Here is a 21,043-nt window from a genome sequence, read left to right as displayed (position 1 = left end):
TCCAGCCGCAACTACCGCTTGCCTACTGCTGCTTGTACGAGTACACGCTGGTCGACACCACGCACACGCCCGGCTGGACCACCTCGGCGCGCAACGTCCCGCTGTTCACGTCGTAGTCGACGCCCTCGGCCTCGAACGTGCCCGTGCAGATGCTGCGTTGGGGCAGCGCGAACAGGCTCGTGACCGTGCCGGTGATCGGCCGGCCGTCCAGCTTGTGCGGCAGGTCGACCTGGAGGAGCGGGCGGATCTCGGGGAACTTGGTCCCCGACGCGTCGTCCGAGACGCACACCAGCCGGGTGTCCGTCACGAAGTCGCAGCCTTGGATGTCGTTGACCGTCCTGTCCAGGGTGATCTGCCCGGCCTGCGGCAGCGTGCCGCCCGTCGCCGGAGTGGACGGGTTGAGCAGGGGAGTGGGGAAGACCTGGAGTCTGGACTGGTCGCCCCACTCGCCCGACACCATCCACTGCGTGTCCGGCGAGATGGCGTCGAACGAGTTGTTGATCTTCTCGCCCGAGTCGAGCGGGTGGACGTACGTGTAGCGCGTCCCGGACGGCGTGGTGACCGCGAACATCTTCGACGTGCCCGTGTCGGCGGCCTGGTAGGCGTCGAAGACGTAGCCGTTCGCGATGTCGGGGTCACCGATGTGGTTCCAGCCCTGGACGCGCAGATCCAGCGGAATGGACGCCAGCCCGCGGTACAGCAGCGAGCCGTCCGCACGGGACGCGACGCCCTCACCGCCGCCGAGACTGTCGGTGTAGGCCGTGCCGGTCTCCGCCCAGGTGGTCGCGGCGGCGGCCGAGGAGATGCTCACGCCGAGCGTGAAAGCACCCAATAAGGCGGCGAGGACGGTGAGTTGACGCTTCATCAGTTACCTGCCAGGTCGACGAAGATGGGGTTGGAATAGAACCATGTGTCGGCCCACGGGTCACCGTTTCCGGGCTCGTGGGGGATCGGGCCGTGCGGGTCGACGGAGGCGCCGAGGTAGCCCGCGCCGTGCCGCTCGCCGTCGCTGCCGCGCAGCCGCAGGTAGAACGGCTCGTCCCCGACTGTCACCGGGATGCGCAGCGTGTACGTCCCCTTGCGGCCGCTCACGTCGGCCGTACGCACGACCTTCGTGTCCGGTGCCCGCCACGCGTCCCGGTCGGACACCGCGCCGCGCACCGCACCCCGGATCACGTCCACGTGCGCCAACTCCGGGAGGATTCCCTGGGCGTTGGGCCGCGAGGCCGTCGTCACGGTGACGTTCAGCGTGAGCCTCTCGCCCTTGCGGACCCGCAGGCGGCCGCCCAGCGTGACACCCCGGCCGCCGTCGCAGTCCCGCTTCAGACGCACGTCGAGCCCGTCCAGCAGATGCCCGTGGTCGACCCAGACCCGGCCCGCGCGCATCCCCGCCATCACCGCGCCGTAGCCGTAGCGGGTCACGCCCACATGCGTGCGGCTGAACTCGCCGGGCCAGAAGTCGCTGCCGGGCTGCGGGGTCCCGGTCTGCACCGGGTCGGGCAGCTTCCCGGTGTTGTCGAAGTTCTGCCCGGCGGGCCAGGCGCCGTTGGCCCAAGTGTCGTAGACCGTACGGTGGTTGTCGGAGTTGGTGGTGATCGAGAACAGCCGGCCCTCGGCCAGCATCGAGTCCCACAGCCCGCCGACGGTAGCCGTCGCCCAGTCGAACCCGCCGTACGTCACATACGCGTCCGCCGGATAGCCCGCCCAGGACTGCGCCGACGGCTTGTTCTCGTACTCGCCGCGGATGGACGTGGCGCCACGCCAGCCGGGGAGGGCCGCGCCCTGGGCGCCGGGCGCGCCCTCCATGCCGATCATGATCTCGGGGGCCGCGTCCCGCCAGGCCCGCATCTCGTGCGGGGAGTCGATGCCCAGGCGCAGCGGGTGGTTGGCGAGCACGAGGATGTCGTCGACGTAGCCCGAACGACGTTGCTCCGCAAGCCACTTGATGGCCTTGACGGCGTGGGCCTCGTTGCGGGCGGTGTCCGTGGCACCGGCCGAGCCCTCGGTGTAGCCCAGCAGCTTGCCGTCGTAGGCGAGTTCGAACTGCGTGAGGAGATCGACCTCGTGGCGGCCGGGCGCGGCGAAGATCGTGCAGTGCTCGGCGGCCGGGATGTACCACTCCAGGCCCTGGAAGATCAGCTGGCGCGGGTTCTCGGCGCGGGCCTTGAGGATCTCGGCGTGCTCCAACTCGGCGCCGTAGTTGGCGTGTCCGAAGTTGGAGTGCTCGTTGAACACCATCCAGTCGAGGCCGTACTGCGCGGCGGCCTTCGCCTGCTGGGAGAACGTGTACTTGGCGTCGTGGCTGTACACCGAGTGCACGTGGTGGTCGCCGACGAGGTAGGCGAGGCGCGGGTCGTTGCCGCCGTAGCCCCGCCCGGCCGCCACCGCGGGCGTGGCGAGCGGGCCCGCGCCGAGGGTGAACGCGGCGCCGAACAGGCCCGCGCGGCGCAGGAGTTGGCGGCGGGAGACGCCCTGCGCGTCGAGGGCGGCGGGGGAGACGGACGGGTCGGCCCAGGTGGGCAGCTGCTGCTCGGTCATGATCTTGGGGAGTCCTCTGGAGGGCTGTCAGTGGGTCATGAAGGAGGTCACGGGCAGCGCCCGGGAGACGATCCGGACGTCGCCGAGGCGGCCGTGCAGGATCTGGTCGATCTTGTCCGCGTACTCGTAGCCGCCGAGCAGCCACGGCTGTCCGGAGGAGGCGATGCCGATCGCGGGGGCGTGCGGGTTGCGGGCCACAGGGCAGCCCTGGACGTACATCGTGGTGTGCCGTCCGTCGTTGACGACGGCGAGGTGCCACCAGATCTCGGGGTCGGTCTCGTCGCCCCAGTTGGTGGCCAACTGCTGCTGGTTCAGGGGGTGTACGGCCCACTGCGGGCCCGGCCCGTCGGACAGCGACAGGGTCGCGAGCGGCTCGTCGGGGTCGTCCGTCACCGTGCCGACCGAGCCGTTGCGGCCCGTGCGGCTGACCAGACCGGCCCAGGCGTTGTGCGAGGCGTTCCAGTCCGCGGGCAGCCAGTAGAACGCCTCGATGGTGTAACCGTCCCTGAACGTCGCCGAGTTGAGCGGCGCGCCGTCGACGGTCCGCAGGTACGCGCCCTTGAGCGGGGACTTGTAGCCCGTGAACTCCAGGCTGCCGTGGCCCGGTTGGTCGGGGTGGTGGTCGGCCGACCAGCCGAGGGTGCCGCCGTTCACGGAGACCACGGTGAGGTCGTTGCCGCGGCCGGACAGGTCACGGACGGTGCCGGAGCCGGAGACCGGGGACTCGAAGCGCCAGTAGGCGGCCGTGCCCGGGATCAGCATCTTGGACGCGGGGCGCGCCGCGCGGACCGGCACCGGGTCGAAGCCCGCGAAGCGGTCCGCGAAGTCGATGTCGACGGAGAACCGGTCGGCGTCGCCGCTGAGTTCGATCTCCTGCCGCTCCAGCTCGTTGAGGCCCTTCGCCGCCCGGCCCAGGATCCACGGCGACACCGTCTCCACGTCGATGACGTCGCGGTCCAGGTCGAAGTGGTAGAGGCGGATCATCGCCGCGCCGCCGAAATACCGGTTCTGATAGTTCGTCAGATGCAAGTGGACGTCGTTGCCGGCCGTGTTCTTGCGCGTCGCCCGACGGGCCGGCCAGTAGTGGCCGTTCAGGGTCAGGAAGATCTGGTCGTGGTCCGCGATGAGCTGGTCCCACAGCTTCTGCCCGTAGTCCGACAACGTGTCGTCGTCCACGACCAGTTCGTGCGTGGTGAGGATCACCGGCGTCTTCGGGTGCTGCGCGATGACGTCCTTCGCCCACGCGTAGCCCTTCGCCGACAGGCGCCAGTCCAGCGCCAGCACGAGCCACTCCCGACCGGCCGCCCGGAACACGTGGTACGTGTTGTAGCCGTCCGAAGAGGCCCCGCCGAACGTGGACTTGTTCTTGAACCGCTGAGGGCCGAACGCGTCCAGATAGGGCGACGCCCCGCGCTGGTCGTCCGTCGACGACTTGATGTCGTGATTGCCCGCCAGCACGCTGTAGCCGACGCCCCGCCGGTCCAGCAGCCTGAACGCCTCCCCGATGGCGGCGAATTCGGGCACGGCCCCGTTCTGCGTCAGGTCGCCCAGGTGGGAAAGGAAGACGATGTTGTCGTCCTTGCCGTGCTCCAGGAGATAGCGCAGCGAGGCCTCGATCGGCGCCTTGTCGATGCTCGGCCCGTCGAAGAGGTACTGGGTGTCCGGCATCACGGCGAGCGTGAAGCGCCGGCTGTCGGTGTCGGGCCGCCAACTGGCCTTCGTGGAAGCCGAGTTCGGTGCCGCCTCGGCGACGCCCGGCAGCGCGACACCGGCCGTGGCGGCCGCACCGAGCAGCGCGGTGGCCCGCAGGAAGTTGCGTCGCCCGGCACCGGCCTGGGCGCTCTCGCACTGTTCGTCGTCGTGGTCATGCGAAGTACACACGTGTGCTCCGTGGGTAAGTGCTCGTGAAAGCTGGGGAGTTCGAAGCCGGGAAGTTCCGAACCGATGGGTTCAGAGAACGCGCAGGGTCCAGCTCCAGCGATGGACACCCGGTGCGACGAGGTACTGCGGTGTGGTGTCGGGCCCGCACGAGGCCGTGCCCAACCCCCGGTGTGCCGCGTCGAGTTGCACCACGCAGGAAGCGCGCGGCACCAGCTCGTCGTGATGCCGTACGGCGGCCAGGTCCTCGGCGCGGTGGCGGGTCACCGAGACCTGGCGGGGCTCGTCGAGGTCGACCGTGAGTCCGGTGGCGTCCGGTGCCGACAGCGTGAACCGCCGTACCCCGTTGCGGCCACCGCTCTCCTGCGGGCGCAGATACGGGGTGAACAACTCGTCGACGGGGACCGAGTGGTGGCCCACGGGCGCGCCCGCGGCGCGGTCGGGGTACGACTCCCACGGACCCCGGCCGAACCACTCCAGCAGATCAAGACCCGGCACCGTCTCGAACACGGTGCCCACCCGCGCCACGTCGTCGAACTCCTCGGGCAGTTCGGCCGATTCCTCGACCCGCACCCCGCCCGCGACCGGGGTGAACACCTGACAGTGCCGGACCACCCCCGTGGCCCCCGCGTACTCGCCGACCGTCGTCACCCGCTCGCCGTCCCGCCGCACCGAGACGACCTTGCGGACCAGCGAGTCCAGCCCCCAGGCCCGCCAGCGCGCCGCCATCCCGCCCAACTCGTCGTTGTCGGTGGGCGCCCGCCACAGCGACAGCGTCGGCGCGACCGTCAGCAGCGGGTGGATCAGCAGACCCTCGCCGTCGACCTCGATCCGACCACCGCCCGCCGCATAACCGGCCACGGGCTCCGCCGCCCGCAGCAGCACCTGGGGTGCGCACACCTCCGTGCCGCGCGCCGCCCACACCTGGTCCTCGGCCGTGGTCACCCGCAGCGTCAGCCAGGCCTCGCCGCCGTCCTCCGGCAGGGCGAACGGCAGCGGTACGGCCGCCGTCTCGCCCGGGCACAGGGCAGGCAGCTCGGCGTGAGCGGTCAGCGTACGACCGTCCGCTAGCGCCAACTCCCAGGTCCCGGCGAGCCATTCGAGGCCCCGGAAGTGCTGGTGGTTGCCGAGGACGATGCCCTCGTGCCGGAAGCACTCGATACGCACCGGCGCCGCGATCTCCCGGTGCTCGAACATCACCGGCTTGGGCGTGCGGTCGGGAAACACCACGCCGTCCGCGATGAACGCGCCGTCGTGGATCGTCTCGCCGAAGTCGCCGCCGTACGCCCAGCGTTGACCGGGCGCGGCGACACCGTTGTCATACAGTCCGGCGCCCGCGCGGCCGGTGGGTCTTCCGTCGCTCACACGCTGCAGGATTCCGTGGTCCCAGAACTCCCAGATGAAGCCGCCCTGAAGACCCGGGGTTGACTCGATGGCAGCCCAGTGGTCCGCGAGGGTCCCGTTGCTGTTGCCCATCGCGTGCGAGTACTCGCACTGGATCAACGGCTTGGTCTGCTCGCCGGACAGCGCGTGCGCGACACAGTCCTCCAGCGGCGCGTACATCGGACACGCGATGTCGGAGGCCAGATCCGGATCGGCCCAGCCGCGCTTGGCGGCACCCTCGTACTGGATCGGCCTGGTCGGGTCGTGCCTGCGGACCCAGCCGGCCGCCGCGTCGTGATTGGCGCCGTAGTCGGACTCGTTGCCCAGCGACCAGACGATGATCGACGGGTGGTTCTTGTCGCGCAGCACCATCCGCGAGACCCGGTCCACGAACGCGTTCAGATAGCGCGGGTCGTCGGCGATCTCGTGCGCGTGGTCGTGCGACTCGATGTCCGCCTCGTCGACCACATACAGTCCGAGCTCGTCGGCGAGGTCGTACAGCGCCGGGTCGTTCGGATAGTGCGAGGTGCGCACCGCATTGAACCCGAACCGCTTCAGCAGCACCAGATCCGCCCGCATGTCGTCGTACGACACCGTCCGGCCGGTCAGCGGATGGAAGTCGTGCCGGTTGACGCCCCGGATGAACACCCGCTCGCCGTTGACGAGCAGATCCCGCCCGACGATCTCCACGTCACGGAACCCGATGCGCCGGTACGACGTGTCGGCGACCGTTCCGTCGGCCCGGTGCAGCCGGACGGTGAGGCCGTACAGCTCGGGCGTCTCGGCGTTCCAGGTGCGCACCTCGGGGACGGTGGCCCTGATCCGGGCCTCGCCGAGGAAGTCGGAGACCCGGTCGTCCTCGGTGTTGAACCGGTCGAACTCCGCATCCTGGGCGAGGAGTTGCCCGTCGAGATCACCGCTGATCCACCACCCGGCGGGCAGCGCCCCGCCCGCGTCCCGCACCTGGCAGTCGACCTGCAGCTCGCCGTCGTAGCCCGCTCGCACGGTCAGGTCCGCGAGATACAGCGGGTCGGTCGCGTACAGCAGCACCGACCGGGTGACGCCCCCGTGCCACCACTGGTCCTGGTCCTCGAGGTGCGAGGCGTCCGACCACTTGACCACGGTCAGCCGTACGGTGGCCCGCGCGCCGGGACGTACGACGCCCGACAGGTCGAAGTCGGCGGCGAGGTGGGAGTCCTTGGAGATGCCGACGGGCCGCCCGTCCACGTGCACGAGCAGCACGCTCTCGGCGGCCCCGACCTGGAGCACGATGCGCCGGCCTGCCCACTCGGAGGGGATGTCGATCTCCCGCTCGTAGACACCCGTCGGATTGTCGGCGGGCGACAGTGGCGGGAATTCCGCATACGGCATACGGACGTTCGTGTACTGCGGAAGGTCGTCCGTATCCTGCATCGTCCATACACCCGGCACGTATGCCATGGACCATACGTCGTCGGCCGCCGGCGCGTCGGGCGACGGCAGCAACTGGAAACGCCACTCCCCGTCGAGGGAGACCGCATCCGGTCGACGGTCGACCGCGGACATGGGCAACCGCCCCCAGGAGGTCACCTCGGGTGACTCCCAGGGGCGGAGCGCGAAGAGCGGGTCGGTCATCAGCGGATGGCTCCCTTGCCGAGGTCGCCGATGATCTGCTTGGCGCCGACCGCGAACACGATCAGCAGGGGGACGAGGGCGAGGAGCGCGCCGGTCATGACCATTCCGTAGTCGGTGGTGCCATGGGTGCCGTTGAGCTGGGACAGGGCCACCTGGAGGGTGACGTTGTTGGGGTTGGTGAGGGCGATCAGGGGCCAGGCGTAGTCGTTCCACTGGCCCATGAAGGTGAAGATGCCGAGGAAGGCGAGGCCCGGGCGGACCACCGGGAGGGCCACGTGCCAGTACTGGCGCAGGAAGCTCGCGCCGTCGATGCGGGAGGCGTCGAGGAGTTCGTCGTGGATCGCGCTCTTCATGTACTGGCGCATCCAGAAGATGCCGAACGCGTTGGCCGCCGCCGGCACGATCAGCGCGGTCATCGAGCCGATCCAGCCGAGCTTCGCCATGATCACGAACTGCGGGATGGCGGCCAGCTGGGCGGGCACCATGAAGATGACCATCAGCAGCGCGAACAGCACGTTCTTGCCGGGGAAGTGGAACTTGGCGAAGACGAACGCGGCCAGCGAGTCGAAGAACAGGACCAGGAAGGTCACCGACCCCGCCACGAGTACCGAGTTGAACATCGAGCCGAAGAAGTCGATGTTGTCGAAGAGGCTGCGGACGTTCTCCAGGAAGTGCGAGCCCGGCAGCAGCTTCGGCGGGTAGGAGAAGATCTCCGACGAGGTGTGCGTCGACATGATCACGGCCCAGTAGAACGGGAAGGCCGAGAGCAACACGCCCAGGATCAGGGAGACATGGAGTGCGATGCCGCGGCTCCGGTCGCCCCGGATGCCCTTCGGTCGCCGTGTGCCTTGGAGGAATGCCATGGTGACCGAACTCCCTAGTCTTCGCCCCGGCGCTGCACCAGGCGCCAGTTGACGATGGAGAAGAGGATGACGACGAGGAAGATGCCCCAGGCCACGGCGGCGCCGTAACCGAAGTCGTTGTTGTCGAAGGTCTGTTGGAAGAAGTACAGGACCATCGTCTGGCCGGAGTGGCCCGGACCGCCCGCGAACGTCGAGTCGTTGGAGGTGTTCTGGAGCAGCACCTGCGGTTCGGAGAAGCTCTGCAGACCGGTGACCGTCGAGATGACGAGCACGAACAGCAGCACCGGGCGCAGCATCGGCAGCGTGATCCGGAAGAAGGTCTGGACCGGTCCCGCGCCGTCCATCCGTGCCGCTTCGTACAGTTCGCTCGGGATGGTCTGGAGACCGGCGAGGAAGATGATCGCGTTGTAGCCGGTCCACTGCCAGGTCATCAGCGTCGCGATGGCGATCTTGATGCCCCACGGGGTGTTCAGCCAGGCGATCTGGTCGATGCCCACCGCCTGCAACAGGGCGTTCACCAGGCCGAAGTTGGTGGAGAACACCGAGCCGAAGACGATCGCGATCGCCACCACCGAGGTGACGTTCGGGAGGAAGTAGGCGAAGCGGTACACGTTCTTGAAGCGGACCGCCGAGTTGAGCATCACGGCCGTGATCATCGCGAGGAAGATCATGGGGAACGTCGCCAGCGCCCAGATGATCAGGGTGTTGCCGATCGAGTTCCAGAAGTCGGTGTCGCTCAGCAGGTACTTGTACTGCGACAGACCCGCCCACTCCATCGAGCCGAGGCCGTCCCAGCGGTGGAAGGACAGATAGAGCGAGAACCCGACGGGGATCAGCCCGAAGCAGAGGAACAGCAGATAGAACGGGGAGATCGCGGCATACAGATGCCAGTACTTGCGGAAGCCGCTCTTCGGTTGCGAGGAGGTGGACGGACTGCCCACGGACACGGGGGGTTTGTCGAGTGCGGTGGCCATCAGTAGCTCACCCCCAGGTGGTCCGCGATGCGCCGGCACTTGCTCATGGCGTCACTCCAGGCCTTCTTGGGGTCCTTGCCGAGGACACCGACGTTCTTGATCTCGTCCTTGAGGGGCTGCCCGAGCGCGATGTCGAACGGGCTGTTGTAGGCGACCGTGATCTTCTGCGCGGCGGGCCCGAAGATGTCCATCGTGTCCTGCCCGCCGAAGAACGGGTCCGGCGCGCGCAGCGTCTTGAGGCCGTACGAGGCCGGGGTGGACGGGAACAGGCCCGCGTCCACGAAGCCCTGGGCCTGGTTGGCCGCGTTCATCATCCAGGTGATGATCCGGAACGCCTCTTCGGGCTCCCGGCACGCCTTGGTGATCGACAGGAACGAACCGCCGTTGTTGGCCGGCCGCACCGGCATGTCGGCCACCCGCCAGCGGCCCTTGGTCTTCGGCACCCCGGTCTTGAGGTCACTGGTGGCCCAGGAGGCGCCCAACTGACTGGGCAGCTTGCCGTCCTCCACCGCCGAGAGCTGGTCCGGCGTGCCGCTGACGAGGTTCGAGACGATCTTGCGCTGCTTGGCCTCCACGGCGAGTGCCCAGGCCTGGCGCACATGCTCCTCGCCGCCGATGAAGTGGCGGTCCTTGTCGACGTACCGCTTGGAGCCCTGGTTCACCACGTTCTCGAAGATGCTGTTGACGTCGGTGACCAGCGAGCTCCCGGGGATCCGCTTCCGGAGCTGCTCGCCCGCCGCGAAGAACTTCTCCCAGGTGTTCAACTCCGCTGAGACATCGGCCGGTTCGTACGGCAGCCCCGCCTTGCGGAACACGCCGTACTGGTAGAAGTGCGCCACCGGACCGCAGTCGATGGGGAAGCCGACCATCGTGCCGTCGTCGGCGATGCCCTGCTCCCACTTCCAGGTCAGGTACTGGCTCTTGTACTTGTCCGCGCCGAGTGTCCTGAGGTCCACGAACTGGTCGGAGTTGGGCAGGTAGGACGCCATGTCCTCGCCCTTGAGGCCGGCGATGTCGGGGATGTGGGCCCGGCCGGCCATCGTGGTGATCAGCTTGGACCGGTAGTAGCCGCCGATCTTGATCGCCTGGAGGTCGACCGTACTGTCGTAACGCGCCTTGGCGTTCTTGACGACCGTGTCGCCGAGGCCGCCGTCCCAGTACCACAGGACCATGTTCCGGCCGGTGGAACCGGTCGGTACGGCGCAGCCGGACGCCAGGCCGCCGAGCGCCGTGGCGGCCGTACCGGCCAGGCCCGCACGGAGCAGGCCTCTTCGTGAGAGCCGCACAGCTCCCACCGCCTTTCGGATCTGTTCGATCTGTTCGGGTCGTGCATACGAGGGGCTGAAGTGGGGGGCTTACAGGGGGACTTGCAAGGTGATGGGGGGTTACTGCCGTGCGGGGGGAGTGACGGGTGCATACGCGACGGGCGGGCCGGGGTCCGCCGGGATACGGTCGACGAGGAAGCCGTATGCACGTCGCAGTTCGGGATCGCGGACCGTATGCAGCCAACGGTCGACGCCGTACCAGCCCGGCGCCGCCAGCGCGCCGCTGGGATGCTGGACGGACAGCCCGGCCGCGAGCACCGCGAACCGCAGCCGTTCCTCCAGCGGCCAGCCGCCGAGCGAGGCCGCGACGAAGCTCGCGCCGAACACGTCACCGGCGCCCGTCGCGTCCAGGACGTCCACGGCCAGGGCCGGAACCTCCGCGTACTCGCCGGTCGTCTGGTCGACGGCGATCGCCCCGTCGCCGCCCCGCGTGATCACCGCGACCGGCACCAGCTCGGTGAGCGTGCCGAGCGCCGCGACCGCGCTGTCGGTGCGGGTGTACGCCATCGCCTCGGCCTCGTTCGGGAGGAAGGCGTGGCACAGGGCGAGCTGCTCCAGGAGGTCCGTGGACCACTGCTGGGTGGGGTCCCAGCCGACGTCGGCGTAGATCTGCGTGCCGTTCGCGGAGGCCTTGGCGAGCCAGGCGCGCGGTTCGGCCTCGATGTGCACCAGTGCCGTCCGCGCCTCGGGCGGGTCGCCCATGAGCACGTCCTGCGAGTACGGCGGTTCCTGGCCGTGGGTGACCAGGGCGCGGTCGTCGCCGTGGGCGAGCGAGACGGTGACGGGGGTGTGCCAGCCGTTCGCGGTGCGGGACAGGGAGAGGTCGACGCCCTCCTGGCCGGCGAGGATCTCGTGGCAGTAGGCGCCGTAGAAGTCGTCGCCGAAGACCGTGGCCAAGGACGTCCTCAGGCCGAAGCGGGAGGCGGCGACCGCGAGGTTCGCGATGCCGCCGGGGCCGCAGCCCATGCCGGACGTCCAGATCTCCTCGCCCGGCGTCGGCGGCTGCCCCAGACCCGTGAGGACGAGGTCGTAGAAGAGCAGCCCGGTCAGCAGCACATCGGGCCGGTCGTCGTCCACGCGCACATCCTCTCGTCGGCACGTCAGCTGGAGTTCGTCAAAACTCTTCATTTCGGTGACCGGAATCGTGCGCTGCTCGACGAGATTGGTCAATACCCAAGCAGAACTGAGCATAGAAATGATTGAAGATGACGAGTAGTGTTCGCGACGTGCTGGCAGAACGACGACATCAACTCATCCTGCGGGCCCTGCGCTCCGGGGGCCCCGCGGCCGTGACCGATCTCTCCGAGCAGCTGGGTGTGAGCCCCGCCACGATCAGGCGTGATCTGCTCAAACTGGAGGAGGACGGACTGCTCACCCGGGTCCACGGCGGCGCCGTGGCCGACGAGGGCGACCAGCCCTTCGCCGAGGTCGCCGAGGTGCGGGTGGCCGAGAAGGACGCGATAGCCGCGCGCGCCGCCGCCATGGTGGCCGACGGCCAGTCCGTCCTCCTCGACATCGGCACCACCGCCTACCGGCTCGCCCGGCAGCTGCACGGCCGCCGCCTCACCGTCATCACCAGCAACCTGGTCGTCTACGAGGAGCTGGCCGACGACGAGGGCATCGAACTGGTGCTGCTCGGCGGCATGGTCCGGCGCGAGTACCGCTCCCTGGTGGGCTTCCTCACCGAGGACAACCTGCGCCAGCTGCATGCCGACTGGCTCTTCCTCGGCACCAGCGGCGTGCGGCCCGGCGGACAGGTGATGGACACGACGGTCGTCGAGGTGCCGGTCAAACGGGCCATGATCAAGGCCGGCGAGAAGGTCGTGCTGCTCGCCGACGCGCAGAAGTTCCCGGGTACGGGCATGGCGAAGGTGTGCGGTCCCGAGGACCTCGACGCGGTCGTGACGAACGCCCCGGTCGACCCGGCGACCCGCTCCTCCCTGGAGGAAGCGGGCGTCGAGGTCGTCGTGGCAGGAAAGGTGAAAGCGTGAAGCTGACGATTCTGGGCGGCGGCGGATTCCGCGTGCCGCTCGTGTACGGAGCACTGCTGACCGACCGCGGCGAGGGCCGGGTCACCGAAGTGGTGCTGCACGACCTCGACGACAGCCGACTGTATGCGGTCGCCCGTGTACTGGCCGAACAGGCCGCCACCGTCCCCGACGCCCCCAAGGTCACCGCCACCACCGACCTCGACGAGGCCCTGCGCGGCGCCGACTTCATCTTCTCGGCGATCCGCGTCGGAGGCCTGGAGGGTCGCGCCAACGACGAGCGGGTGGCCCTTGCGGAGGGCGTCCTCGGCCAGGAGACGGTCGGCGCCGGCGGTATTGCCTATGGTCTACGAACCGTCCCCGTGGCCGTCGACATCGCGCAGCGCGTGGCCCGCCTCGCCCCAGACGCCTGGGTCATCAACTTCACCAACCCGGCCGGCCTGGTCACCGAGGCCATGTCCCGCCACCTCGGCGACCGCGTCATCGGCATCTGCGACTCCCCGGTCGGCCTCGGCCGCCGTATCGCCAAGGTGCTCGGCGCCAACCCGCGCGAGGCCTTCATCGACTACGTCGGCCTCAACCACCTCGGCTGGGTGCGCGGCCTGCGCGTCGCCGGCCGCGACGAACTCCCGCGCCTGCTCGCCGACCCCGACCTGCTCGGCTCCTTCGAGGAGGGCAAGCTCTTCGGCACCGAGTGGCTCCAGTCGCTCGGCGCCATCCCGAACGAGTACCTGCACTACTACTACTTCAACCGCGAGACCGTCCGCGCCTACCGTGAGGTCGAGCGGACCCGCGGCGCGTTCCTGCGCGACCAACAGGCCCAGTTCTACGACGAGATGAAGCGCCCCGACGCCTCCGCGCTGACCGCCTGGGACCGCACCCGCGCCGAGCGCGAGGCGACCTACATGTCGGAGAACAGGGAGACCGCCGGCGCCGGCGAACGCGACGCCGACGACCTCTCCGGCGGGTACGAGAAGGTCGCCCTCGCCCTGATGCGGGCCATCGCCCGCGACGAGCGCACCACCCTGATCCTCAACGTCCGCAACCAGGGCGCGCTGTCGGTCCTCGACGCGGACGCCGTCATCGAGGTGCCGTGCCTGGTCGACGCCAACGGCGCCCACCCCGTCGCCGTCGACCCGCTGCCCGACCACGCCACCGGCCTGGTCTGCGCGGTCAAGGGCGTCGAGCGCGAGGTCCTCGCGGCCGCCGAGAACGGCTCCCGCACGACGGCGGTGAAGGCCTTCGCGCTGCACCCGCTGGTCGACTCCGTGAACGTCGCGCGCCGCCTGGTCGAGGGCTATACCGAGGTCCACCCGGGCCTGGCGTACCTTAAGTAGGCACCGCCCCGGTAAGCGCTTTCCCCCGAGATCTCGGCAGCGAGTTCTCACCAGCTCCCAAGCTCTCAGCAGCTCAGCTCCCTGGTTCCCTGGAGACCTCCCATGCACGACGAACGCAGCCGGATCGAGGAGCGCGTCCAGCGCGCCCATGACCAGCGGATCAAGCCCGCGATCTACGCGGCCACCGCGCCCTTCACGGTCGAGGCCTGGCAGGCCCCCGGCGAGCCGGTCTCCTTCGAGGAGGCCGCGGCGGCGCCGTACACGCCGTTCGCGATGGACACCCCGTGGGGTCCGCCCTGGGGCACCACCTGGTTCCGGATGCGCGGACAGGTGCCCGCGGAGTGGGCCGGGAAGCGCGTCGAGGCCGTCATCGACCTCGGCTTCACGGGCGACTGGCCGGGCAACCAGGCCGAGGCCCTGGTCCACCTCGCGGACGGGACCCCGCTGAAGGCGGTGAACCCGCTCAACCAGTACGTGGCGATCGCCAACCCGGCGACGGGCGGCGAGGTGATCGACTACCTGGTCGAGGCGGCCTCCAACCCCGACATCCTCGCCAACAACTTCTCCGAGCCGACCCCCCTCGGCGATGTACTGACGGCAGGCGACCGTCCACTGTATACATTCCGCCGTGCCGACCTCGCCGTCCTCGACGAGGAGGTCTTCCACCTCGACCTCGACGTCCAGGTGCTGCGCGAACTGATGCTGGAACTGGGCGAGCACGACCCCCGCCGGCACGAGATCATGCACGCCCTCGACCGGGCCATGGACCTCCTCGACCTGGACGACGTCTCCGGTACGGCCGCCGAGGTCCGCGCCGCGCTCAAGCCGGTGCTGTCCAAGCCCGCCAACGCCAGCGCGCACATCGTCTCCGGTGTCGGGCACGCGCACATCGACTCGGCGTGGCTGTGGCCGATCCGCGAGACGAAGCGCAAGACGTCCCGCACCTTCTCGAACGTGACGTCGCTGGCCGACGAGTACGAGGACTTCATCTTCGCCTGCTCGCAGGCCCAGCAGTACGAGTGGGTGCGCGACAACTACCCGCAGGTGTGGGCCCGTATCCAGGAGTCCGTCAAGCGCGGCCAGTGGGCGCCGGTCGGCGGCATGTGGGTCGAGTCCGACGGCAATCTGCCCGGCGGCGAGGCCATCGCCCGCCAACTCATCCACGGCAAGCGCTTCTTCATCGAGCACTTCGGCGTCGAGACCAAGGGCGTCTGGCTGCCGGACTCCTTCGGCTACAACGCGGCCTACCCGCAGCTCGCCAAGCTCGCCGGCAACGAGTGGTTCCTCACCCAGAAGATCTCCTGGAACCAGACCAACAAGTTCCCCCACCACACCTTCTGGTGGGAGGGCATCGACGGCACCCGCATCTTCACCCACTTCCCGCCGGTCGACACCTACAACGCCCGCTTCAGCGGCGAGGAGATGTCCCGCGCGGTCCGCAACTACCAGGAGAAGGGCAGCGCGACCCGTTCCCTCGCCCCGTTCGGCTGGGGCGACGGCGGCGGCGGCCCCACCCGCGAGATCATGGAACGGGCGCGCAGGCTCGCCGACTTGGAGGGCTCACCGAAGGTCGTCGTCGAGCACCCCGACGAGTTCTTCGCCAAGGCCCGCGCCGAGTACCCCGACGCCCCGGTCTGGGTCGGCGAGCTCTACCTCGAACTCCACCGCGCCACCTACACCTCCCAGGCCCGCACCAAGCAGGGCAACCGGCGCAGCGAACACCGCCTGCGCGAGGCCGAGTTGTGGGCGACGACGGCCGCGCTGCACGTACCGGGCTACGCCTACCCGTACGAGAAGCTCGACCGGCTGTGGAAGACGGTCCTGCTGCACCAGTTCCACGACATCCTGCCGGGCTCCTCGATCGCCTGGGTGCACCGCGAGGCGGAGGCCGAATACGCGCGTGTGGCAACGGAGTTGGAGGAGCTGACGGCGGCGGCCGTGGCCGCGCTGGGCGGCGGCGGCACCACCGTCTTCAACACCAGCCCCTACGACCGCGCCGAGGTCATCCGCACGGCGACCGGTGTGCCGATGTACGCGACGGTCCCCGCGAACGGCAGCGCCCCGCTGGCCGCCGAGTACGTCCCGCAGGCGGTCACCGTCACCGACCGCGTCCTCGACAATGGCATCGTCCGCGTCGAACTCGCCGACGACGGCACCCTCGCCTCCGTGCGCGACCTGCGCCACGGCGGCCGCGAAGTCCTCGCCGACCAGGGCAACCTGCTCCGTCTGCACACCGACCTGCCGAACTACTGGGACGCGTGGGACGTCGACAAGCACTACAAGAACCGCTTCACCGACCTCCTGACCGCCGACTCCATCACGGTCGTCGAGCAGGACCCGCTGCTCGGCGCGATCCGTGTGGAACGGTCCTTCGGCAAGGGCTCGAAGATCGTGCAGACGATCACCGTCCGCGCCGGCAGCGCCCGGATCGACTTCGAGACCGACATCGACTGGCACGAGGCCGAGAAGTTCCTCAAGGCCGGCTTCCCGGTCGACATCCGCGCGGCGCACTCCTCCGCCGAGATCCAGTTCGGCCACATCCAGCGGCCCACGCACACCAACACCAGCTGGGAGGCGGCCCGTTTCGAGGTCTCCGGCCACCGCTGGGTGCACCTCGCCGAGCCCGGCTACGGCGTCGCCGTCATCAACGACTCGACGTACGGCCACGACGTCTCCCGCACCGTCCGCGAGGACGGCGGTACGACGACCACGGTCCGCCTCAGCCTGGTGCGCGCCCCGCGCATCCCGGACCCGGGCGCCGACCAGGGCAGGCACCGCTTCGTCTACTCGCTGCTGCCCGGCGCGAGCATCGAGGACGCGGTCGCCGAGGGCTACGCCCTCAACCTCCCGCTGCGGGTGGCCGATTCGGGCGGCGCCCCGCAGCCGGTCGTCTCCGTCGACGGCGACGGCATCACCGTCGAGGCCGTCAAGCTCGCCGACGACGAGTCCGGCGACGTCGTGGTCCGGCTCTACGAGTCGAACGGCGGCCGAGCCGAGGGCACTCTGCGCACGGGCTTCCCCCTCGCGGGCGCCCGGATCACCGACCTGCTGGAGCGCCCGCTGGAGGACGACGTCTCCTTCGACGGGGGCTCGGTCGCCGTCGCCCTGCGGCCCTTCCAGATTCTGACGCTCCGTCTGAAGCGGGCGGACGCGGGCCAGTAGAACCCCAGGGGGCGGGCCCGGTCGTCGCACGCCGGGCCCGCCCCCTGGCACATCCCCAACTGACCTTGTACGCAACAGGAGTTCAGCCGTGCCCATGCAACCGTGGTTCACCGACGCCAAGTTGGGGATCTTCGTCCACTGGGGGATCTACGCCGTCGACGGCGTCCAGGAGTCCTGGTCGTTCTACGACGACATCGTGCCGCACGACCAGTACATGTCCCAGCTCGACCGGTTCACCGGAGCGAAGTACGACCCGCGCGCCTGGGCCGACCTGTTCGCCCGCGCCGGCGCCAAGTACGCCGTCCTCACCAGCCGCCACCACGACGGAGTGGCCCTGTGGGACACCGAGTTCGGCGATCTCAACCTCGGCAAGGACTACCTCACCAGTTACGCGGACGCGCTCCGCGAACAAGGCCTCAAGGTCGGCCTCTACTACTCGCACTCCGACTGGAACCACCCCGACTACGCCACCACCCGCAAGCCGGGCCGCCCGCCGGAGCAGGAGGACAACCGGTACTCCGAGTGCTCGGCCGAGGACGAGGACCTCGCGGCCTGGGAGCGGTTCATCGCCTACCGGGACGGCCAGATACGGGAGTTGGCCTCCCGCTACCGCCCCGACCTGATGTGGTTCGACGGCGAGTGGGACCGCAGCGAGGAACAGTGGCGCATCAAGGAACTCGCCGCGCTGATCCGCTCGTACTCACCGCACGTCGTCTTCAACGCCCGCATGCTCAGCGAGGGCGACTACGCGACACCGGAACAGGGCGCCCCCATCGAACCCCCGGACGGGCCCTGGGAGTTGTGCCTCACCATCAACGACTCGTGGGGGTATCAGCACCACGACGACAACCACAAGTCGCTGAGCCAGCTGGTCCGTTACTTCACGGAGACGATCGGCGGGGGCGGCAACCTCCTCCTCGACGTCGGCCCGACGGAGGACGGCACCATCCCGCAGCCGCAGGTCGAGCGTCTCGAAGGCCTGGGGGAGTGGATCCGCAAGCACTCCGACGCCGTGTACGGCACGGTCCGCGGTCTCCCGGCGGGGCACCACTACGGGCCGAGCACCCTCTCCGCCGACGGCCGTACCCTCTATCTCACCCTGTTCGACGTCCCACGCGCCGAGATCGGCGTCCGGGGACTGGTCACCCCGGTCCGCCGGGTCACCGTGCTCGGCACCGGCACCGAACTCGCCCACCGGGTGATCGGCGGGCTGCACGAGGCGGTCGGCGTGCTGTGGATCGACCCGCCCGCAGGCGCCGACCTCGACCCGCACGCCACGGTCCTCAGGGTCGAACTCGACGGGGAGTTGGAGCTCTACCGCGGCTCCGGCCGATTCTGACGGTCGGTCACAGATAACCGTCCCGCTCTCCGTCCGTGCTTCCGTCACGCTGCGGTCCGCGCGCCCGCCAGGATTCCCGCCGGGCGCGCAGCAAGGGGGCCAGCCTGCCCCAGCACGCGACGAACACTCCGGTGATCGTCACCAGGGCGGCGGCGATTCCGCCCCAGGTCCCCACCGAGTCCAGCGTCGAGTTCCAGCGGTGCGACCAGGTGTCGCGCACTCTCAGGTGGACGGTGAGGGGCGGCGTCAGTGTGTCGAGGGCGAGGTCCGACCGGCCCTGATAGGTGGTGACGGTGAGCGCGAGATCGTAGTCGCCGGGTTCGCTCGCGGAGACGCTCCACCGCCAGGCGGCTCTGTCTCCCGGCCGAGCGATGACCTGCTCGGATTTCCGGTCGCCCCGCAGGACCAGCCGCACGTCCTGGCTCGCCGAGGTCAGCGCGGCGCCCTCGACCCCGCCCACCCGGAAGGCACGGGTCGCCGCAACGGGCCGTGCGGTGCCGTGCGACACGTTCTTCGCCCGGGCGGTGAGGCGGACGTCGTAGGTCACGGTGTCGTCGACGGACACCACGACCGAGGTGGCGTACGAGAGGGATCCGGCGAAGAGGTGTTCGCGGTCGTCGAGGACCGAGGCCCGTAAGTCCGCCTGGCTCGGCGGGGGTTCGGCGGATCCCCGGTCACCGCCCGTGCCGCAGGAGGCGAGGAGCAGGAGGAGCGACAGGCATCCGGCGACAGCGGCTCCGTTCCTCATCGTCCAGCTGTCCTCGGCACGAACTGCTCCCGGATTCCGTGTCGTTGAGCCACGGAAGGACCCCCGCGGCGGATCGGGTCAAGATTCTTCCCGCCGCGGGGGTCCGGCACCAGTCCCTTCTTCAGCCGCTCACCCTTTTCAGCCGGTGAAACCGGCCGTGATGGACGTGAACTGCCAGGTGTTCTGGCTGATCCCGGAGCAGTTGCTCACCACTCCGCCGCCGGCACACCCGCGGTCGCGGTTGACCGACCAGAACGCGAGCCGTGCGATGTGGTGCGAGTTCGACCAGTCCTTGATCGAGGTCCAGATCGCCGGCGTGGTGGTCTCCGACTGGTCGGAGAGACCGTTCATGCCGGAGATCCCGATGTGCGAGTAGGCCGTCGCGTCGTCCCACCCGAAGGTGGACTTCAGCTTGGTCTTCAGGCCCTCGGCCGCGGCGACGGTGTTGCCGTACATGTCGGCGCCGCCGCCGAAGTCGAACGGCATGATGGTGAAGACGTCGATGTTGGCGTTGAGCGACTGTGCCTGCTCGATCAGCCGGTTGCCGTAGTACGTCGGGCCCGTGGTCGAGGTGCCGAAGGTGACGATCGTCCGCAGGCCGGGGTTGTTGGCCTTGACGGTCTTCAGCGCGGTCAGGATCTTCGCCTGGACGGCCTCGTTCTCGAACTCGTCCGTGTTCTCGATGTCCATGTCGATCGCCTTGAGGCCGTAGGCGTCGATCACCTTCTGCAGCGCCCCGGCGAGCGCGCTCGCGGAGGAGCAGTTGGCGCCGAGCTTGCTGCCCTGCCAGCCGCCGAACGACGGCACGATGTCACCGCCGGCCGCGCGGATCTGGTTGATGGCGGTCTGGTCGACGCCACCGGTCAGGGCCCGGCTGCCGTCCCAGGCGGGGGTGCAGCCGCCGGAGTCCAGCACGAACGCCATCGTGAACCACTTGATGCCGGTCGCGCTCATCACCGTGCTCGGGCTCGGGGGATCGCCCCAGCCCTCGTACAGGTAGGGCGCGGCCTGCGTGAAACCGGTGCCGCCGCCGGTGCCGGCACTCGTCGTGACGCTCACCGCGTTGGAGGCAGCAGAGGAGTTCCCGGCCGCGTCCCGCGCCTTCACCGTGAACGTGTAGGCGGTGCTGGCCGAGAGCCCGCTGACCGTGGCGCTCGTACCGGAGACGCTGAGGACCTGGTTCGCGCCGCTGTAGATGTCGTACGCCGTGACACCCACGTTGTCGCTCGAGGCGCCCCACGACAGGGACACGCTGGAGGACGTCTTGCCCGTGGAGGTCAGTCCGGTCGGCGCGGTCGGCGCCTGGGTGTCGCCACCGCCACCGCCACCGGGACCGTCGAGGCTGATGTCGTCCGCGTAGTAGGTGCCCTGCGCGTACCAGCCGTGGACGTAGATGGTGGCGCTGGTCTGCGAGGCGCCGGTGGTGAACGACGTCGTCAACTGCGCGTACGCCGACGGGGACGAAGTCCACGTCGAGGAACCGCCGTTGACACCGAGGTAGACGTAACTGCCGCGCACCCAGCCGCTGAGCGAGTACGCCGTGTTCGGTTGCACGGCGACCGTCTGGGAGCACTGTGCGGTGTCGCTCGAACTCACCGCGCCCGCAAGGGCCTTGTAGCCGCCGTGCACCGGTGAGGAGACCACCGAGCCGAGGTTTCCGGTGCAGGACCAGGGGGACAGGGAACCCGACTCGAAGCCGGGGTTGGTCAGGACGTTGGCCGCCTGCGCGGTACCGGGCAGCGCGATGGCCCCGGCCATGGCCAGGGCTGCGGTACCGAGCAGAGCGAGGAGGCGACGTCTGGAACGTCTGAGTGTGTCGCGCACGCGATCTCCCTGAAGGAATGGGGGTGTTCGGGAGTGCTGGAAGGTGCGCAACCAATTTGGTCTGGACCAA

At 69.4% G+C, this 21,043-nt stretch carries 14 protein-coding genes; 4 read left to right on the top strand and 10 right to left on the bottom strand.

Annotated elements, in window-relative coordinates; all coding sequences use genetic code 11:
• Positions 1-22 precede the first annotated feature (22 nt).
• The 8 genes from SSP08S_RS22395 to SSP08S_RS22360 form a co-directional block, all read right to left on the bottom strand.
• Positions 23-865 (bottom strand): hypothetical protein, encoded by an 843-nt coding sequence (locus SSP08S_RS22395; RefSeq protein WP_019069870.1) that lies wholly within the window; start codon positions 863-865, stop codon positions 23-25.
• A complete protein-coding gene (locus tag SSP08S_RS22390; RefSeq protein WP_019069869.1) occupies positions 865-2,538 on the bottom strand; it encodes a PHP domain-containing protein in 1,674 nt (557 codons plus the stop codon). The genes SSP08S_RS22395 and SSP08S_RS22390 overlap by 1 nt, the downstream gene beginning before the upstream one ends.
• A 27-nt stretch (positions 2,539-2,565) precedes the next feature.
• A complete protein-coding gene (locus tag SSP08S_RS22385; protein WP_019069868.1) occupies positions 2,566-4,419 on the bottom strand; it encodes a LamG-like jellyroll fold domain-containing protein in 1,854 nt (617 codons plus the stop codon).
• Positions 4,420-4,488: 69 nt separating this feature from the next.
• Positions 4,489-7,413 (bottom strand): glycoside hydrolase family 2 TIM barrel-domain containing protein, encoded by a 2,925-nt coding sequence (locus tag SSP08S_RS22380; protein ID WP_019069867.1) that lies wholly within the window; start codon positions 7,411-7,413, stop codon positions 4,489-4,491.
• Positions 7,413-8,276: a carbohydrate ABC transporter permease gene (locus tag SSP08S_RS22375; protein ID WP_019069866.1), complete on the bottom strand. Its 864-nt coding sequence runs from the start codon at positions 8,274-8,276 to the stop codon at positions 7,413-7,415. Before SSP08S_RS22375 ends, SSP08S_RS22380 begins: the two co-directional genes overlap by 1 nt.
• Before the next feature lie 14 nt (positions 8,277-8,290).
• The gene (locus SSP08S_RS22370) at positions 8,291-9,250 is read right to left on the bottom strand and encodes a carbohydrate ABC transporter permease (protein ID WP_019069865.1); all 960 of its coding nucleotides are present in this window, start codon (positions 9,248-9,250) and stop codon (positions 8,291-8,293) included.
• The gene (locus SSP08S_RS22365) at positions 9,250-10,536 is read right to left on the bottom strand and encodes an ABC transporter substrate-binding protein (RefSeq protein WP_019069864.1); all 1,287 of its coding nucleotides are present in this window, start codon (positions 10,534-10,536) and stop codon (positions 9,250-9,252) included. The genes SSP08S_RS22370 and SSP08S_RS22365 overlap by 1 nt, the downstream gene beginning before the upstream one ends.
• Before the next feature lie 99 nt (positions 10,537-10,635).
• The gene (locus SSP08S_RS22360; protein WP_019069863.1) at positions 10,636-11,652 is read right to left on the bottom strand and encodes a carbohydrate kinase family protein; all 1,017 of its coding nucleotides are present in this window, start codon (positions 11,650-11,652) and stop codon (positions 10,636-10,638) included.
• A 149-nt stretch (positions 11,653-11,801) separates the two neighbouring features.
• Between SSP08S_RS22360 and SSP08S_RS22355 the strand changes: the two genes are divergently transcribed.
• From SSP08S_RS22355 to SSP08S_RS22340, 4 genes are all read left to right on the top strand, one after another.
• Positions 11,802-12,566 carry a DeoR/GlpR family DNA-binding transcription regulator gene (locus SSP08S_RS22355; RefSeq protein ID WP_019069862.1) on the top strand — a complete coding sequence of 255 codons (765 nt, stop codon included), beginning with the start codon at positions 11,802-11,804 and terminating at the stop codon, positions 12,564-12,566.
• Positions 12,563-13,900 (top strand): 6-phospho-beta-glucosidase, encoded by a 1,338-nt coding sequence (locus tag SSP08S_RS22350; RefSeq protein WP_019069861.1) that lies wholly within the window; start codon positions 12,563-12,565, stop codon positions 13,898-13,900. The genes SSP08S_RS22355 and SSP08S_RS22350 overlap by 4 nt, the downstream gene beginning before the upstream one ends.
• Positions 13,901-14,002: 102 nt before the next feature.
• Positions 14,003-17,062 carry an alpha-mannosidase gene (locus SSP08S_RS22345; RefSeq protein ID WP_019069860.1) on the top strand — a complete coding sequence of 1,020 codons (3,060 nt, stop codon included), beginning with the start codon at positions 14,003-14,005 and terminating at the stop codon, positions 17,060-17,062.
• 88 nt (positions 17,063-17,150) lie between these two features.
• A complete protein-coding gene (locus tag SSP08S_RS22340) occupies positions 17,151-18,401 on the top strand; it encodes an alpha-L-fucosidase (RefSeq protein WP_026178730.1) in 1,251 nt (416 codons plus the stop codon).
• 7 nt (positions 18,402-18,408) lie between these two features.
• Here SSP08S_RS22340 and SSP08S_RS22335 read toward each other — a convergent pair whose 3' ends face one another.
• Positions 18,409-19,149: a hypothetical protein gene (locus SSP08S_RS22335; RefSeq protein WP_019069858.1), complete on the bottom strand. Its 741-nt coding sequence runs from the start codon at positions 19,147-19,149 to the stop codon at positions 18,409-18,411.
• A gap of 138 nt (positions 19,150-19,287) precedes the next feature.
• Positions 19,288-20,973, bottom strand: coding sequence for a carbohydrate binding domain-containing protein (locus SSP08S_RS22330; RefSeq protein ID WP_019069857.1), 1,686 nt, complete (start codon positions 20,971-20,973; stop codon positions 19,288-19,290).
• Positions 20,974-21,043 lie beyond the last annotated feature (70 nt).

The organism is Streptomyces hokutonensis, assembly GCF_000376565.1.
Lineage (GTDB): Bacteria > Actinomycetota > Actinomycetes > Streptomycetales > Streptomycetaceae > Streptomyces > Streptomyces hokutonensis.
Note: the sequence above shows the minus strand (reverse complement) of the source record. Positions and strands in the feature narration are given on the sequence as shown.

Coding starts and splice junctions, on each gene's coding strand:
- SSP08S_RS22395 (WP_019069870.1), bottom strand. CDS start 865: ATGAAGCGTCAACTCACCGTCCTCGCCGCCTTATTGGGTGCTTTCACG.
- SSP08S_RS22380 (WP_019069867.1), bottom strand. CDS start 7,413: ATGACCGACCCGCTCTTCGCGCTCCGCCCCTGGGAGTCACCCGAGGTG.
- SSP08S_RS22390 (WP_019069869.1), bottom strand. CDS start 2,538: ATGACCGAGCAGCAGCTGCCCACCTGGGCCGACCCGTCCGTCTCCCCC.
- SSP08S_RS22370 (WP_019069865.1), bottom strand. CDS start 9,250: ATGGCCACCGCACTCGACAAACCCCCCGTGTCCGTGGGCAGTCCGTCC.
- SSP08S_RS22345 (WP_019069860.1), top strand. CDS start 14,003: ATGCACGACGAACGCAGCCGGATCGAGGAGCGCGTCCAGCGCGCCCAT.
- SSP08S_RS22335 (WP_019069858.1), bottom strand. CDS start 19,149: ATGAGGAACGGAGCCGCTGTCGCCGGATGCCTGTCGCTCCTCCTGCTC.
- SSP08S_RS22375 (WP_019069866.1), bottom strand. CDS start 8,276: ATGGCATTCCTCCAAGGCACACGGCGACCGAAGGGCATCCGGGGCGAC.